Here is a 14,812-nt window from a genome sequence, read left to right as displayed (position 1 = left end):
CTCGTCGAACGGGTTCATCGACATCTTCACGTTGGCGAGGTCGACCCCCGAGCCATCCGGCTTCACCCGGATCTTCACGTTGTAGTCGACCACCCGCTTCACGGGCACGAGGATTTTCATGGGGGCAGCCCTCCGAGCGTCGGTCGTTCGCCGACTGTCTGATGGGTCGATTCCAACCGATTTGCGAGGCGCCGGAACGCCCTCGTTCGGCTCGCGATGGGAAAAAGGCGGGGCGGACGCTACTGACGTCCCAACACCTTGTCAATTCACCCTGCGTACGAATTCGGTAGACCATTGACGTAGGGTGCGAGCTACGGATTTCCGCCCGCCCGGCACCGTCGCGATCCGCCTCCTCCGCCGGCGCCGCGAGCCCGCGCCGCCCCCCGGATCCGGGACGCGGGATCCGCCTCAGCGATGGGCGCCCGGCACCCACAGCACGTCGGTGCGGCCGTGATCGTTGACCCAGCGCGCCGCCACGAAGAAGAAGTCGCTGAGCCGATTGACGTAGGCGACCGCCTCGCGGCCGACCGCCCCGGCGTCGGTCTCGGTCAGACCCACCATGATCCGCTCGGCGCGCCGCGACACCGTGCGCGCCAGATGGAGATGGGCCGAGGCCGCCGACCCGCCCGGCAGGACGAAGGACTTCAGCGGCTCGAGATCGGCGTTGAGCCGGTCGATCTCCTGCTCGAGCCGCTCGACCTGCGAGGCCACCACCCGCAGCGGCTCCCATTTGAGCACCGCGTCCGGGGGCGTGGCGAGGTCGGCGCCGAGATCGAACAGGTCGTTCTGGATCCGCGCCAGCATCGCGTCGAGGTCCGGCATCTCGGCCGTGTGGAGACGCGCCATGCCGACCACCGCGTTGGTCTCGTCGATGGTGCCGTAGGCCTCGATGCGGAGATGCGACTTGGGCAGACGCTCGCCGGTGACGAGCGCGGTCGAGCCGTCGTCGCCCTTGCGCGTGTAGATGCGATTGAGCACGACCATCAGCGTTCCCCCGATCCCGAATGCGACGTCGGGATATGGCCGAAACTCCCCGGCCCGTCCACCCGTCCTTCAGCTCCGCGTGAACAGGAAGGCGAGGAGCAACACCAGCGCCAGCGCCTGCAGCCCCACCCGCGCCCGCATCAGCGCCTGCGAGCGCTGCGGCGAACCGCCCTTGGCCATGTTGAGGACACCGAGCCCCAACACCACCAGCACCGCCACCAGCGCCCCCGCCAGCAGGAGCCCCAGAAAAGTCGTCATCCCCGCCCCTCACTCTCGATCCGACAGTCGCCCCGCCCACTTCGACAGCGTCGTGTCGGAGAGGAGCCGACGGGCCCAGGCCATGATGACCGTCGGCACCGTGACCGCATAGGTGGCGCGCGGCCGCTCCGCGTCCAGGGCGGCGATCAGCTTCTCCACCACCGCGCTCGGCGGCAGTTTGAACTGTGACGCGCCGCCGCGCCGCAGCCGCTCCAGCCGTCGCCGATAGACCGGCGCATGGACCGAGGCGGCCATGTCGACATGGGCCTCGAGCGCCTCGATCGCATGGGCGACGAATCGCGTCGCGATCGGCCCCGGCCGGATCGTGACGACCTCGACGCCGGACCCGCGCAGCTCCATGCGCAGCGTGTCGCTGAGCCCCTCGAGCGCGAATTTCGACGCCGTATAGGCGCCGCGATACTTCATCGCGACGATCCCCAGAACCGACGAACATTGGACGATCCGTCCCTGTCCGGTCGCCCGCAGCGCCGGGATCAGCCGCCGCGTCAGATCGTGCCAGCCGAAGACATTGACCTCGAACTGCGCCCGCAACACCTCGGTGCGCAGATCCTCGACCGCGCCCAGCTGCCCGTAGGCGCCGTTGTTGAAGAGCGCATCGAGCCGCCCCCCGGTCGCCGCCAGCACGGTCCGCGCGCAGGCCTCGATCGAGGCGGCATCGGCGAGTTCGAGGAACACCGGCTCCACACCGGGAAGACGACCGAGATCGTCGAGATCGGCGCCGTTCCGCGCCGTGGCGAAGACCCGCCACCCGCGCGCCGCCAGCATTTCCGCCGCCGCTCGCCCGATCCCCGACGACGCGCCGGTGATCAGGATGCTGCGCCTCGCCCTCGGCCCCGTCCCGGTCGGCCCCGTCATCGTCGCCCTCGCCTCGCCGCTCGACGCGCGAGCATAGACGCCCGCCCCCGCCCGTACCATGGCGGAGCGGACGCGAAACGAAAGACCGGCCGCGAAACGAAAAACCGGCCGACGTCTTCGTCGGCCGGTTCTCCGTGTGAGCTGCAGATGACCGTGTGTGTGGGATAGAGGTCGCATGGGAAAGTGGGGAAAGCAACGCGAAACTTATGAATGGGTTAACGCCGGAACCGAGTCCGTCTCGATGTCGGTTAACCCTTCCCTTCCCCCGGAACGACCACCCTTCGCGAGACGAGAAAACCGGCCGAAACGAGTTCGGCCGGTGGCGCGAGACAAAAAAAAACCGGCCGAAACGAGTTCGGCCGGTAGAATGTCGAGTCGGCGCCGAGAGATCCCCTGAACTCCCGGCGTGAGATGATCATGCCATGATCAGCCCGTCTGCCAATCCCCGAAAAATCAGGGGGTGCCGTGAAAAAACGCGCGACGTGGCGTTCCCCCCCGATCCGAGGCCCCGATTTTCGGCTCAATTACCGCCGTCGAGCAGGCGGCGGGCGATGACCTGCGCCTGAATCTCGCCGGCGCCCTCGAAGATGTTGAGGATGCGCGCGTCGCAGAGCACACGGCTGATCGGATATTCCAGAGCGAAACCGTTGCCCCCGTGGATCTGCAGGGCATTGTCCGCCGCCGCCCAGGCGACGCGGGCGCCGAGCAGCTTCGCCATGCCGGCCTCGAGATCGCAACGCTTGTCGTGATCCTTCTGGCGCGCCGCGAAATAGGTCAGCTGACGGGTCACCATCACCTCGACCGCCATCATCGCCAGCTTGTCGATCACGCGCGGGAAGGCGATCAGCGCCTTGCCGAACTGGATGCGCTCCTGGGCGTAGCGCAGGCCGAGGTCGAGCGCCGACTGCGCCACGCCGATGGCGCGCGCCGCCGTCTGGATGCGGGCGCTCTCGAAGGTCTGCATCAGCTGCTTGAAGCCCTGGCCCTCGACGCCGCCGAGCAGGTTCGCCGCCGGCACCTTGAAGCCGTCGAAGGCGATCTCGTATTCCTTCATGCCGCGGTAGCCGAGCACCTCGATCTCACCGCCCGACATGCCCTCCGCCGGGAACGGCGTGGCGTCGTCGCCGCGCGGCTTGGGCGCCAGCAGCATGGAGAGGCCCTTGTAGCCGGGCGCGTCCGGGTTGGTGCGCACCAGCAGCGTCATCAGATCGGCGCGGACCGGATGGGTGATCCAGGTCTTGTTGCCGGAGACGACCCATTCGTCGCCGACGAGCGCGGCGCGGGTCCGGAGCGAGCCGAGGTCGGAGCCGGTGTTGGGCTCGGTGAAGACGGCGGTCGGCAGCACTTCACCGGAGGCGATCTTCGGCAGCCATTCCTGCTTCTGTTCCTCGGTGCCGCCGCACAGGATCAGCTCGGCGGCGATCTCCGAGCGGGTGCCGAGCGAGCCGACGCCGATATAGGCGCGCGACAGCTCCTCGGAGACCACGCACATCGATTCCTTGCCGAGACCGAGCCCGCCGTATTCCTCCGGAATGGTCAGGCCGAACACGCCCATCTCGGCCATCTGGCCGATCAGCTCCATCGGGATGTATTCGTTCTTCAGATGCCACTCGTGGGCATGCGGATAGACCGCGTCGAGCGCCAGCTTGCGCATCTCGTCACGGAACTGGTTCAGCGTGTCGTCGAGACCGAGCTCGCCGAACGAGCCGGCGCCCTCGAGCCGGGTCATGGCCTGGACCAGTGCCGCGCGCACCACGGGCGTGTTGCCGTGGGCGATCAGCGTCTCGATCGCCGGCACCCGCGCCGCCGCGATCGTCGCCGGATCGACGCCGAGGTCGGCGAGACGCACCATCTCGCCCTGGTTCATCGGAATGCCGCCGAAGACCTGCGCCAGATATTCGCCGAAGGCGATCGACACGATGTCGCGCTCGATCTCGCCGAAGGTGCCGGCCGCCGTCAGACGCTGCGAATAGTCGACCATCTCGCGCAGCGATTCGACATAGGTGGCGAGCCACGCCAGCCCGTGCGTGGCGCGCTGCTCCTGATCGACCAGCGCCGAGGAGACCTTGCCGTCCTTCTCGACCTTCGCGCGGACCGCGCTCCGCGCCGCCGCGAGCAGCCCGTCCAGCGCCTGGACGGCCTCGCGACCGAGCGTGATGAGGTCCAAATCGATTCGACCCGTCGATGCGGCGACCATGGCATGAACTCCCTCGTCCGGTCCCCGGGCGGGTCCGGTTGGTCTCGTGTTGCTGCGCTGCGAAAGAAGCCGAATCCCGCCCCCCGCGCAATGCTGCGAAAGGCGACATTCCGCCGATCGGGTCAGCCGGCCGGACGACGGTTCGCCAGGACCACCCCGGCGACGGTCACGCCGATGCCGAAGAGCTGGAGAAGATCGAGGGTTTCGCCGAAGAGAACCCAGGCTTCCAGCACCGCCGCCGGCGGCACCAGATAGATCAGCGCCGCCGCGCGCGACACCTCGCCGCAGCGGATCAGATGCATCAGAAGCGCGATCGCGCCGATCGACAGCGCGATCACCGACCATGCCAGCGTCGCCGCCGAGCGCCAATTGAGATCGAAGCGCATCGGCTCGAGGAGAAAGGCGACCGGCAGCATCACCGCGAAGGCGCCGGCATATTGCAGCACCGCGATCGAGAGCAGATGGCCCGACCCCACGAAACGCTTCTGATGGAAGGTGCCGAGCGTCACCGCGAGCATCGCCGCGACGTTGATCACGAGCGGCCCGAGCGTCGCCGAGAGCGCGCCCGGATCGAGCCCGATCAGCTTCGGCGACACCACGATCGCGATGCCGACGAACCCGACCAGGAAGCCCGCCGCCCGCCGCGCCCCGATCGTCTCCCCGGCGAGCGCCGGCGCCAGCGCCGCCGTCATCAACGGCTGCAGCGCCGCGATCACAGCCGAGAGCCCGGCCGGCACGCCGTGGGCGATCGCCCACCACACGCCGCCGAGATAGACCGCGTGCATCAGGACGCCCGAGGCGAGCGCGTGGCCGATCGCATGGACCCCGCGCGGCCACTGCGCGCCGATGGCGAGCGTGATCGGCACCAGCACGACGATGGCGCAACCGAAGCGGATCAGGAGAAAGGTGAGCGGATCGCCGTCGAGCGAGGCGTATTTGCCCATGATCCAGCCGGTCGACCAGATCGCCACGAACAGGAGCGGCGCCGCCGCGAGTATCATCGATCGCTGCGACACCGCCGCCGAACCTCACCCGAGAGCCACGAAGGCGCTCCCGGGGCGCCCTCGCCGCCACTCTTCCACGCCGATCCCGCGCCGAACAGGCACGCGACGACCTTTGTTCGCCCGGCGAGCGCCGATCCCGCCTCGCTCCCTACCCACGAGGCCCGTCGCGACGACCTCCGCGGCCTCAGGCGCGCGGATGGGTCCGACCCCAAACCTCGAGCAGGCGCGCGGCGTCGACATGGGTATAGACCTGCGTCGTCGAGAGCGAGGCGTGGCCGAGGAGTTCCTGGATGGTCCGGAGATCGCCGCCGGCGCCGAGCAGATGGGTGGCGAAGGCATGGCGCAACGCATGCGGCGTCGCCGTGTCGTCGAGCCCGAGCGCGCCGCGCATCCGCTCCATCGCCAGTTGAATGATCCGCGGCGAGAGCGGCCCGCCCTTGACCCCGCGAAAGAGCGGCTCGTCCGCGTCGAGCACGAAGGGACAGAGCGCCAGATAGGCCTCGACCCGCGCGACCACCGCCGGCAGCACCGGCACGATTCGCGTCTTACCGCCCTTGCCGGTGACCCGGAGCGCCCGGCTCGCCGCCACCGGCGCCTCGCGACGCTTCAACCCCAGCGCCTCGGAGATGCGCAGACCGCATCCATAGAGCAGCGCGAACACCGCCGCGTCGCGTGCCGCCACCCACGGCTCCTCGGCGAGACTCTCCTCGGCCCGCGTCAACCGCACGCCGACGGAAGCCGAGACCGGATGCGGCAGGCTGCGCCCGGCCTTGGGCGCCTTCACCGCCCGATAGGGCGCCGCATTGAGCCCGTCGCGCCGCTCGAGAAACCGGGCGAGCGAACGGATGCCGGCGAGATTGCGCCCGAGCGTGCGCGCGCCGACGTCCGCCGTCTTCTTGCGACGCGCGAGAAAGGCGCGCAGATCGGCCGGCCTCAGCTCCGACAGCGCGGCGATGGTCGGCGGTTCGCCGAGATGGGCCGTGAGAAAGCGCAGGAACTGCTCGACGTCGCGGTCGTAGGCCTCGACCGTCTCCGGCGAGGCCCGCCGCTCCGCCGAAAGATGCGCCCGCCAGCGCGTCAACGCCTCGGCGAGGTCGGGCGCGGCGAGGATCAGGATCTCGGCCGAGGGCGCGGCGGTGGGCATCGTCGGATCTCCCATGGGGACACTTCGACGATGCGGCGCCGAGATTAACAAAGTGATGCCCTGGGCGGACGCTCGCGTCCCTCTCGCAACGCCCGCCGCCGACGCCTATCGTGCCGGCTCGCCCCCGACGGATCGAATCGCCCATGGCCCGCCCGATCGACGACCTCTTCGACGCCTCCGACGCGACGCCGCCCCCGGCGCGCCCCTCGGTGGTGCCCGTCCTGGTGCCGGTCGCCCTCGACACCGCCTATTCCTACCGGGTGCCGCGCGACCTCTCGGTGGAACCGGGTTCGATCGTCGAGGTTCCGCTCGGGCCGCGCAAGGTACTCGGCGTGGTCTGGGACGCCGACACCGGCGCCCCGCCGCTGAAGGTCGGCGACAACCGGCTGCGCGAGATCGAGGCGACCTTCGATTGCCCGCCGATCCGCCCCGGCCTCCGGCGCTTCGCCGACCGCCTGTCGCGCTATTATCTGATGCCGCGCGGCATGGTGCTGCGGATGATCCTGCGCGCGCCCGAGGCGCTCGAGCCGGAGGCGCCTATTCGCGGCGTCCGCCTCGCCGGTCCACTCGGCGACCCGCATCTGCCCGAGCGCATGACCCCGGCCCGCCGCCGCGTCCTCGACGTGCTCGAGGGCGATTTCGCCTGGTCGCGCACCGGCCTCGCCGCCTCGGCGGGCGTGTCGGCGAGCGTCGTCGACGGGCTCCTCGCGCAAGGAACCCTCGAGGAGGTCTGGCTGCCGCCCGGCCGTCCGCCGGCGAACCCCGACCCCGAGCACGGCGGCAAGGCGCTCGGCCCCGATCAGACCGCCGCCGCCGAGGACCTGCGCCGCGCCGTCGCCGACGCCGCCTTCCGCGTCGACCTCCTCGACGGCGTCACCGGCTCCGGCAAGACCGAGGTCTATTTCGAGGCGGTCGCCGAAGCGGCGCGGCGTGGCCGGCAGGCACTGATTCTCCTGCCGGAAATCGCGCTCACCGCCGAATTCCTGCGCCGTTTCGCCGACCGATTCGGCGTCGAGCCGGCCCAATGGCATTCCGAGGTGCCGCCGAAGACCCGCGCCCGCGTCTGGCGCGGGGTCGCCACCGGCGAGGTCCGCGTCGTCGTCGGCGCGCGTTCGTCGCTGTTCCTGCCCTTCGCCGACCTCGGTCTGATCGTCGTCGACGAGGAACACGACGGCGCCTACAAGCAAGAAGACGGCGTCGTCTATCACGCCCGCGACATGGCGGTGCTGCGCGGCCGCATCGACGATTTCCCCGTCGTCCTCGCCTCCGCCACCCCCTCGCTCGAGACCTGGGTCAACGCCGAGACCGGCCGCTATCGCCGCCATCTGTTGCCGACGCGCGCCGGAGCCGGGCGCCTGCCCGAGATCCGCACCCTCGATCTGCGCATCCATCGGCCGGCCTCCGGCCGCTTCCTCGCCCCCCCGCTGATCGCCGCGGTGCGCGACACGATCGCCGCCGGCCGGCAGGCGCTGCTCTTCCTCAACCGGCGCGGCTACGCGCCGCTGACGCTCTGCCGCTCCTGCGGCCATCGCTTCGAATGCCCGAACTGCTCCACATGGCTGGTCGAACACCGATTCCGCGGCCAGTTGATGTGCCATCACTGCGGCCACTCGATCCGACGCCCCGACGCCTGCCCCGAATGCGGCGAGATCGACGGCCTCGTCGCCGTCGGCCCCGGCATCGAGCGCATCGCCGAGGAGGTGGCGACGACCTTCCCCGACGCCCGCCGCCTCGTGCTCTCCTCCGACATGCCCGGCGGCAATCTGCGCATGAAGGCCGAACTGGCCGCCTTCGCGGAAGGGGCGGCCGACATCGTCGTCGGCACCCAGATCCTCGCCAAGGGCCACAATTTCCCGCTGCTCGATCTCGTCGGCGTGGTCGACGCCGATCTCGGCCTCGCCCACGGCGATCTGCGTGCCGCCGAAAAGACCTTCCAGCTCATCCAACAGGTGACCGGGCGTGCGGGTCGCGCCGGCGCCGGGGCCCGCGCCCTCCTCCAGACCCGCGCCCCCGATCATCCGGTCTTGCGCGCCATCGTCGCCGGCGACCGCGACGGCTTCTATGAGCGCGAGAGCGAGGAGCGTCGCCGCGCCGCCATGCCCCCCTTCGGCCGCCTCGCCGGGGTGATCGTCTCCGCCGAGACCCGCGAGACCGCCTTCACCCACGCCCGCGCCATGGCCGCCGTCGCCCCGCACGGCGCCGAAGTCGCGGTGCTCGGCCCGGCCGAGGCGCCGATCGCCGTGGTGCGCGGCCGCCACCGCTTCCGACTGTTGATGCGCACCGATCGCACCACCGACATCCAGGCCGCCTTGCGCGACTGGTTGGCCCGCAGCCCCACCCCGCGCGGCGACCTGCGCGTGCAGGTCGACGTCGATCCGCAGAGTTTTCTGTGACGGCGCGAAAGGCGAGAGCGCCGCCGACGACGGTGTTAGACTTTCGGAAATCGGGCCGGCGGCCGTGTTGCGTCCTCACGGCCCCTATGCTAGGACACGGCCGTCTTCGGCGGAAAAGCTCGTCCAACGCGTTGGTTCGTCGAAACATTCCAATGATTTCAAGGACGTTCGGAGCGGGAGCCGCGTCGGACGTCCGGCTTGGCGTGGGGGGTTCCGGAGCGGTGGCAGAGACGACTTCGATCGTATCCGGCGTAGCTCGGCGCTATGCGAGCGCGCTCTTCGAAGTGGCCCTCGAGGGCGACGCGGTCGACGCCGTCGGCCGGGACCTCGACACCTTCGACGGCGCCCTGGCCGGGAGCGCGGATCTTCGCCGCCTCGTCCAGAGCCCGGTCTTTTCGTCCGGCGAGCAGACCCGCGCCGTGAGCGCCGTTCTCTCGATGCTCGGCATCGGCGGCTATGCCGCCAACTTCATCGGATTGGCGGCACGCAATCGCCGGCTCTTCGTTCTCCCCGGCATGATCGAGGCCTATCGCCAGCTCGTCGCGGCTCACCGCGGCGAACAGGTCGCCGAAGTCACGTCGGCGCATTCTCTCACCGAGGACCAGATCTCCTCGCTCTCCTCGGCGCTCGCGAGCGTCGCGCAGGGCAAGCAGATCCGGATCGTCCCGAAGGTGGATCCCTCGATCATCGGTGGCCTCATCGTCAAGGTGGGCTCCCGCATGATCGACACTTCCCTGAAGACGAAACTCACTTCTCTCAAGGTCGCACTGAAAGAGGTCCGCTGATGGATATTCGGGCGGCGGAAATTTCCGCAATCCTCAAGGAGCAGATCAAGAACTTCGGCCAGGAAGCCGAGGTCTCTGAGGTCGGCCAGGTTCTGTCCGTCGGCGACGGCATCGCGCGTGTGCATGGACTCGACAAGGTCCAGGCCGGTGAGATGGTCGAGTTCGCCAACGGCACGCGCGGCATGGCGCTCAACCTCGAAGTCGACAACGTCGGCATCGTGATCTTCGGTTCCGACCGCGAGATCGCCGAGGGCGACACCGTCAAGCGCACCGGCTCCATCGTCGACGTTCCCGTCGGCAAGGGGCTGCTCGGTCGCGTCGTCGACGCGCTCGGCAATCCGATCGACGGCAAGGGCCCGATCTTCTACGAGAAGCGCTCCCGCGTCGACGTGAAGGCCCCGGGCATCATCCCGCGCAAGTCGGTGCACGAGCCGATGTCGACCGGCCTCAAGGCCGTCGACGCGCTGATCCCGATCGGCCGTGGCCAGCGCGAGCTGATCATCGGTGACCGTCAGACCGGCAAGACCGCGATCGCGCTCGACACGATCCTGAACCAGAAGCCGATCAACGCCAGCGGCGACGAGAGCCAGAAGCTCTACTGCGTCTACGTCGCGATCGGCCAGAAGCGTTCGACCGTCGCCCAGTTCGTGAAGGTCCTCGAGGAGCAGGGTGCTCTCGAGTACTCGATCGTCGTGGCCGCCACCGCTTCCGACGCGGCGCCGATGCAGTTCATCGCACCGTTCTCCGGCTGCGCCATGGGCGAGTACTTCCGCGACAACGGCATGCACGCCGTCATCATCTACGACGACTTGTCCAAGCAGGCCGTCGCCTACCGTCAGATGTCGCTGCTCCTGCGCCGTCCGCCGGGCCGCGAAGCCTATCCGGGCGACGTCTTCTACCTGCATTCCCGCCTGCTCGAGCGCGCGGCGAAGCTGAACAAGGACAACGGCCTCGGCTCGCTGACCGCTCTGCCGGTCATCGAAACCCAGGCGAACGACGTGTCCGCCTACATCCCGACCAACGTGATCTCGATCACCGACGGTCAGATCTTCCTCGAGACCGATCTGTTCTACCAGGGCATCCGCCCGGCGGTGAACGTCGGCCTCTCGGTCTCCCGCGTCGGTTCGTCGGCGCAGGTGAAGGCGATGAAGCAGGTCGCCGGCAAGATCAAGGGCGAGCTCGCGCAGTATCGCGAGATGGCGGCCTTCGCTCAGTTCGGTTCGGACCTCGACGCGGTGACCCAGCGTCTGCTCAATCGTGGCGCTCGTCTGACCGAGCTCCTCAAGCAGCCGCAGTTCTCCCCGCTCAAGACCGAAGAGCAGGTCTGCGTGATCTACGCCGGCATCAACGGCTACCTGGACGCCATCCCGGTCGCCAAGGTCGGTGCCTACGAGCAGGGCCTCCTGCGTCACCTTCGCGCCGAGCATGCCGCGCTTCTCGACGGCATCCGCGACAAGAAGGAACTGACGGCCGAACTCGGCGACAAGCTGAAGTCCGTCGTCGAGGCCTACACCAAGTCCTTCGCCTGATCGGGCGAGGACGAGGCAACCGATCGACCCGCGAGGCGTGGAAACGCCTCACGGGTCGAGACGCACGAGCCGGGTGAGCCCCGGTTCCACGCTCGAGGATAGGACGGCCCGATGCCGAGCTTGAAGGATCTCAGAAATCGCATCGCCTCCGTGAAGGCGACGCAGAAGATCACGAAGGCCATGCAGATGGTGGCTGCGGCGAAGCTGCGCCGCGCCCAGCAGGCGGCCGAGGCCGCCCGGCCCTTCGCCGAACGGATGAACGCCGTTCTGGCCAATCTCGCGGGCGCCTTCGAGGGCCGCCCCGACGCCCCCGTCCTGCTCGCCGGCAACGGCCGCACGGACGTTCAGTTGCTGGTCGTGTGCACCGCCGAGCGCGGTCTGTGCGGCGCCTTCAACTCCTCGATCGCGCGTCTGGCTCGCGACCACGCCAATCGCCTCATCGGCGAGGGCAAGACGGTCAAGATCCTCTGCGTCGGCCGCAAGGGCGCCGATGCGCTCCGCCGCCAGTTCGCCGACAAGATCATCGAGGTGATCGAGTTCAAGGGCGTCAAGCAGCTCGGTTACGCGCATGCCGACGGCGTCGGCAAGAAGGTCCTGGCGATGTTCGAGGCGGGCGAATTCGACGTCGCCACCCTCTTCTACTCGCAGTTCAAGTCGGTGATCTCGCAGATCCCGACCGTTCAGCAGATCGTCCCGGCGGAGATTCCGGCGGACGCCAAGCAGGCGGCCGCTTCCGGCGCCGTCTACGATTGCGAGCCGAGCGAGGAAGAGATCCTCGCCGACCTCCTGCCGCGCAACGTCTCCACGCAGATCTTCCGGGCCCTGCTCGAGAACGCCGCGTCGGAACAGGGCTCGCGCATGTCCGCGATGGACAACGCGACCCGCAACGCCGGTGAAATGATCAAGAAACTGACGACGACCTACAATCGGTCGCGCCAGGCGATGATCACCAAGGAACTCATCGAAATCATCTCGGGCGCCGAAGCGGTCTGAGTTTTTATTCAGAGGACATCACGATGGCTGACAGCAAGATCGGTCGTATTCGGCAGGTGATGGGTGCCGTCATCGACGTTCAGTTCGACGGACATCTCCCGGCGATTCTCAACGCGCTCGAGACCACCAACAACGGCTCGCGCCTGGTGCTCGAGGTTGCCCAGCACCTCGGCGAAAACACCGTGCGCACCATCGCCATGGACTCGTCCGAGGGTCTCGCCCGCGGTCAGGAAGTGGTCGACACCGGCCTGCCGATCGCGGTTCCGGTCGGCGAGGGCACCCTCGGCCGCATCATCAACGTCATCGGCGAACCTGTCGACGAGCTCGGCGCGGTCGACGCCGTCGAGTTGCGCCCGATCCACGCCCCGGCCCCGACCTTCGCCGAACAGTCGACCGAGGCCGAGATCCTCGTCACCGGCATCAAGGTCGTCGACCTTCTCGCCCCCTACTCCAAGGGCGGCAAGATCGGCCTGTTCGGCGGCGCCGGCGTCGGCAAGACCGTTCTGATCATGGAACTGATCAACAACGTCGCCAAGGCGCACGGCGGTTACTCGGTGTTCGCCGGCGTCGGCGAACGCACCCGTGAGGGCAACGACCTCTATCACGAGATGATCGAATCTCGCGTGAACGTCGACCCGAAGGAAAACAACGGCTCGACCGCGGGCTCCAAGTGCGCCCTGGTCTACGGCCAGATGAACGAGCCGCCGGGCGCGCGTGCCCGCGTCGCGTTGACCGGCCTGACCGTCGCCGAATATTTCCGCGACCAGGGCCAGGACGTGCTCTTCTTCGTCGACAACATCTTCCGCTTCACCCAGGCGGGTTCGGAAGTGTCGGCGCTCCTCGGCCGTATCCCGTCGGCGGTGGGCTATCAGCCGACGTTGGCCACCGAGATGGGCGCCCTCCAGGAGCGCATCACCACCACCAACACCGGCTCGATCACTTCGGTGCAGGCGATCTACGTCCCCGCCGACGACTTGACCGACCCGGCGCCGGCCGCCTCCTTCGCCCACTTGGACGCGACCACCGTTCTGTCGCGCTCGATCGCCGAAAAGGGCATCTACCCGGCGGTGGACCCGCTCGACTCGACCTCGCGCATCCTGTCGCCGCTGGTCATCGGTGAGGAGCACTACGCGGTCGCCCGTCAGGTGCAGCAGATCCTCCAGCGCTACAAGGCGCTCCAGGACATCATCGCGATCCTGGGCATGGACGAGCTCTCGGAAGAAGACAAGATCGCGGTCGCCCGCGCCCGTAAGATCGAGCGCTTCCTGTCGCAACCCTTCCACGTCGCCGAAGTCTTCACCGGCTCGCCCGGCAAGCTGGTGAGCCTCAAGGACACCATCCGCGGCTTCAAGGGTCTGTGCGACGGCGAATACGATCACCTCCCCGAGGCGGCCTTCTACATGGTCGGCACCATCGAGGAAGCGATCGAGAAGGCCAAGAAGCTCGCCGCCGAGGCCGCCTGATCCGAAGTCGTCACGACCGGCCGATGCGTCGGCCGGTCGCAACGTCCCAACGACGCGCCTCGCGTTCCGCGAGGCCATGAAACGAGGCGGAAATGGCCGAAGCGTTCAAGTTCGAGCTGGTGTCCCCGGCGCGTCTCGTCCTCTCCGAGGAGGTCGCGCAGGTGATGGTGCCCGGCGCCGAGGGTGACTTCACCATGCTGAAGGGCCACTCGCCGTTCATGACCACCGTGCGCCCCGGCGTTCTCGAGGCGACCTCGCCCGCCGGCAAGGTCATCAAGATCTTCGTGCGCGGCGGCTTCGCCGACGCCTCGCCGGCCGGCCTCACCATCCTCGCCGAACAGGCGATCCCGGTGGAAGAGCTGAAGGCCGACGTGATCGCCAAGGAGATCAAGGACGCCGAGGAAGACGTCTCCGACGCCAAGACGGCGGAAGGAAAGCGCGTCGCCCAGGAGAAGCTCGATCAGCTGAAGGCGGTCTTCGCCGCCGCCGCCACGAGCCACTGAGCCCGCGCCCCCCGGCGGTGACCGCGTCGAAGAAATCGAAGAGCCCCGAGCGATCGGGGCTTTTTCGCGTCTGGTCCTCTTTGTGAGGCCGGCACTCCTCGCAGGACCCTGACGCGGGCGGGCAGCCGCCCGTCGCTCCCGCCGACACGTCGCGCCCCGCCTCACCCGAGAGCGATGTCGGGCCGAACCGCCGCGATCGCCGCCGCGCTGCGCCGCATGTCCGCTTCGGTGAGGAAATCGCCGATCGGCACCGCCGACCCGTCGCGCCCGTCGACCAGGAAGAGGTGCCAGAGGCTGCCGCCCTCGGCCAGATCCTCGCGCAGCGCGCCGAGCGCCCCGCAGTCCTCGAGGCAGAGCCGGCGCCGGATCCCGGTGCCGAAGCGCGTGCGCACCTCCTCCACCACGCTCGCCGTGGCCGCCCGGAACGAGACCACCCGTTCGATGCCCGAGAGCGCCGCCGAAATGCCGAAGGAGCCGAGCGCGATCCCGAGGCCGCAGCCGATCCAGACCAGCGTATCGGGAAAGAGATCGAAGCCCGGGCGCGCCAGCACGACGATCGACACCGCCGCCGTCAGCAGCGCGCCACCGAGCGTCCCGACCGCCCCGCGCCAGGCGCCGTCGACGGGTTGGGTGAAGTCGATCGTGCCCCGTCCCCGGGTGACCGTCGTGTGGTTCGTTTCCAT

Annotated in this window: 13 protein-coding genes and 1 pseudogene; 6 read left to right on the top strand and 8 right to left on the bottom strand. The window is 68.8% G+C overall.

The genetic code is table 11. The annotated features are described in order from the left end of the window. The 7 genes and pseudogenes from J3S89_RS23100 to J3S89_RS11820 all read right to left on the bottom strand — a co-directional run. Positions 1–120, bottom strand: a pseudogene (locus tag J3S89_RS23100) (electron transfer flavoprotein subunit beta/FixA family protein); the annotation flags it as partial. Between the two features lie 288 nt (positions 121–408). Beyond that, on the bottom strand, positions 409–984 hold the full coding sequence (locus tag J3S89_RS11845) for a cob(I)yrinic acid a,c-diamide adenosyltransferase (RefSeq protein ID WP_217927753.1): 576 nt from the start codon (positions 982–984) through the stop codon (positions 409–411). A gap of 69 nt (positions 985–1,053) precedes the next feature. Then, positions 1,054–1,242: a twin transmembrane helix small protein gene (locus J3S89_RS11840; RefSeq protein ID WP_217927752.1), complete on the bottom strand. Its 189-nt coding sequence runs from the start codon at positions 1,240–1,242 to the stop codon at positions 1,054–1,056. Between the two features lie 9 nt (positions 1,243–1,251). Further along, entirely contained in the window at positions 1,252–2,118 is an 867-nt protein-coding gene (locus J3S89_RS11835; protein WP_217927751.1) for an SDR family NAD(P)-dependent oxidoreductase, read from the bottom strand. 520 nt (positions 2,119–2,638) lie between these two features. After that, entirely contained in the window at positions 2,639–4,315 is a 1,677-nt protein-coding gene (locus tag J3S89_RS11830; protein ID WP_217927750.1) for an acyl-CoA dehydrogenase family protein, read from the bottom strand. A 122-nt stretch (positions 4,316–4,437) separates the two neighbouring features. Further along, positions 4,438–5,316 (bottom strand): DMT family transporter, encoded by an 879-nt coding sequence (locus J3S89_RS11825; RefSeq protein ID WP_217927749.1) that lies wholly within the window; start codon positions 5,314–5,316, stop codon positions 4,438–4,440. A 187-nt stretch (positions 5,317–5,503) separates the two neighbouring features. Beyond that, positions 5,504–6,463 carry a tyrosine recombinase XerC gene (locus tag J3S89_RS11820; RefSeq protein WP_217927748.1) on the bottom strand — a complete coding sequence of 320 codons (960 nt, stop codon included), beginning with the start codon at positions 6,461–6,463 and terminating at the stop codon, positions 5,504–5,506. A gap of 143 nt (positions 6,464–6,606) precedes the next feature. Between J3S89_RS11820 and J3S89_RS11815 the strand changes: the two genes are divergently transcribed. The 6 genes from J3S89_RS11815 to J3S89_RS11790 all read left to right on the top strand — a co-directional run bounded on the left by J3S89_RS11815 (position 6,607) and on the right by J3S89_RS11790 (position 14,129). After that, positions 6,607–8,856: a primosomal protein N' gene (locus tag J3S89_RS11815; RefSeq protein WP_217927747.1), complete on the top strand. Its 2,250-nt coding sequence runs from the start codon at positions 6,607–6,609 to the stop codon at positions 8,854–8,856. Between the two features lie 221 nt (positions 8,857–9,077). Continuing rightward, a complete protein-coding gene (locus tag J3S89_RS11810; protein ID WP_230488892.1) occupies positions 9,078–9,641 on the top strand; it encodes a F0F1 ATP synthase subunit delta in 564 nt (187 codons plus the stop codon). Beyond that, positions 9,641–11,170 (top strand): F0F1 ATP synthase subunit alpha, encoded by a 1,530-nt coding sequence (gene atpA / locus J3S89_RS11805; protein ID WP_217927746.1) that lies wholly within the window; start codon positions 9,641–9,643, stop codon positions 11,168–11,170. Before J3S89_RS11810 ends, atpA begins: the two co-directional genes overlap by 1 nt. Before the next feature lie 111 nt (positions 11,171–11,281). After that, on the top strand, positions 11,282–12,163 hold the full coding sequence (locus J3S89_RS11800) for a F0F1 ATP synthase subunit gamma (RefSeq protein WP_217927745.1): 882 nt from the start codon (positions 11,282–11,284) through the stop codon (positions 12,161–12,163). A gap of 23 nt (positions 12,164–12,186) precedes the next feature. Then, positions 12,187–13,626, top strand: coding sequence for a F0F1 ATP synthase subunit beta (gene atpD, locus J3S89_RS11795; RefSeq protein ID WP_217927744.1), 1,440 nt, complete (start codon positions 12,187–12,189; stop codon positions 13,624–13,626). 92 nt (positions 13,627–13,718) lie between these two features. Next, positions 13,719–14,129: a F0F1 ATP synthase subunit epsilon gene (locus J3S89_RS11790; protein WP_217927743.1), complete on the top strand. Its 411-nt coding sequence runs from the start codon at positions 13,719–13,721 to the stop codon at positions 14,127–14,129. 161 nt (positions 14,130–14,290) lie between these two features. Here the strand turns inward: J3S89_RS11790 and J3S89_RS11785 are convergent, their stop codons facing one another. Beyond that, entirely contained in the window at positions 14,291–14,812 is a 522-nt protein-coding gene (locus J3S89_RS11785) for a hypothetical protein (protein ID WP_217927742.1), read from the bottom strand.

Source organism: Pinisolibacter aquiterrae (assembly GCF_019160155.1).
In the GTDB taxonomy this organism is placed as follows: domain Bacteria; phylum Pseudomonadota; class Alphaproteobacteria; order Rhizobiales; family Ancalomicrobiaceae; genus Pinisolibacter; species Pinisolibacter aquiterrae.
Note: the sequence above shows the minus strand (reverse complement) of the source record. Positions and strands in the feature narration are given on the sequence as shown.

What these genes read in the sequence shown, in the direction of transcription:
- J3S89_RS11845 (WP_217927753.1), bottom strand. Translation starts at nt 984, where the DNA reads ATGGTCGTGCTCAATCGCATCTACACGCGCAAGGGCGACGACGGCTCG.
- J3S89_RS11840 (WP_217927752.1), bottom strand. Translation starts at nt 1,242, where the DNA reads ATGACGACTTTTCTGGGGCTCCTGCTGGCGGGGGCGCTGGTGGCGGTG.
- J3S89_RS11835 (WP_217927751.1), bottom strand. Translation starts at nt 2,118, where the DNA reads ATGACGGGGCCGACCGGGACGGGGCCGAGGGCGAGGCGCAGCATCCTG.
- J3S89_RS11830 (WP_217927750.1), bottom strand. Translation starts at nt 4,315, where the DNA reads ATGGTCGCCGCATCGACGGGTCGAATCGATTTGGACCTCATCACGCTC.
- J3S89_RS11825 (WP_217927749.1), bottom strand. Translation starts at nt 5,316, where the DNA reads ATGATACTCGCGGCGGCGCCGCTCCTGTTCGTGGCGATCTGGTCGACC.
- J3S89_RS11820 (WP_217927748.1), bottom strand. Translation starts at nt 6,463, where the DNA reads ATGCCCACCGCCGCGCCCTCGGCCGAGATCCTGATCCTCGCCGCGCCC.
- J3S89_RS11815 (WP_217927747.1), top strand. Translation starts at nt 6,607, where the DNA reads ATGGCCCGCCCGATCGACGACCTCTTCGACGCCTCCGACGCGACGCCG.
- atpA (WP_217927746.1), top strand. Translation starts at nt 9,641, where the DNA reads ATGGATATTCGGGCGGCGGAAATTTCCGCAATCCTCAAGGAGCAGATC.
- J3S89_RS11800 (WP_217927745.1), top strand. Translation starts at nt 11,282, where the DNA reads ATGCCGAGCTTGAAGGATCTCAGAAATCGCATCGCCTCCGTGAAGGCG.
- atpD (WP_217927744.1), top strand. Translation starts at nt 12,187, where the DNA reads ATGGCTGACAGCAAGATCGGTCGTATTCGGCAGGTGATGGGTGCCGTC.
- J3S89_RS11790 (WP_217927743.1), top strand. Translation starts at nt 13,719, where the DNA reads ATGGCCGAAGCGTTCAAGTTCGAGCTGGTGTCCCCGGCGCGTCTCGTC.
- J3S89_RS11785 (WP_217927742.1), bottom strand. Translation starts at nt 14,812, where the DNA reads ATGGAAACGAACCACACGACGGTCACCCGGGGACGGGGCACGATCGAC.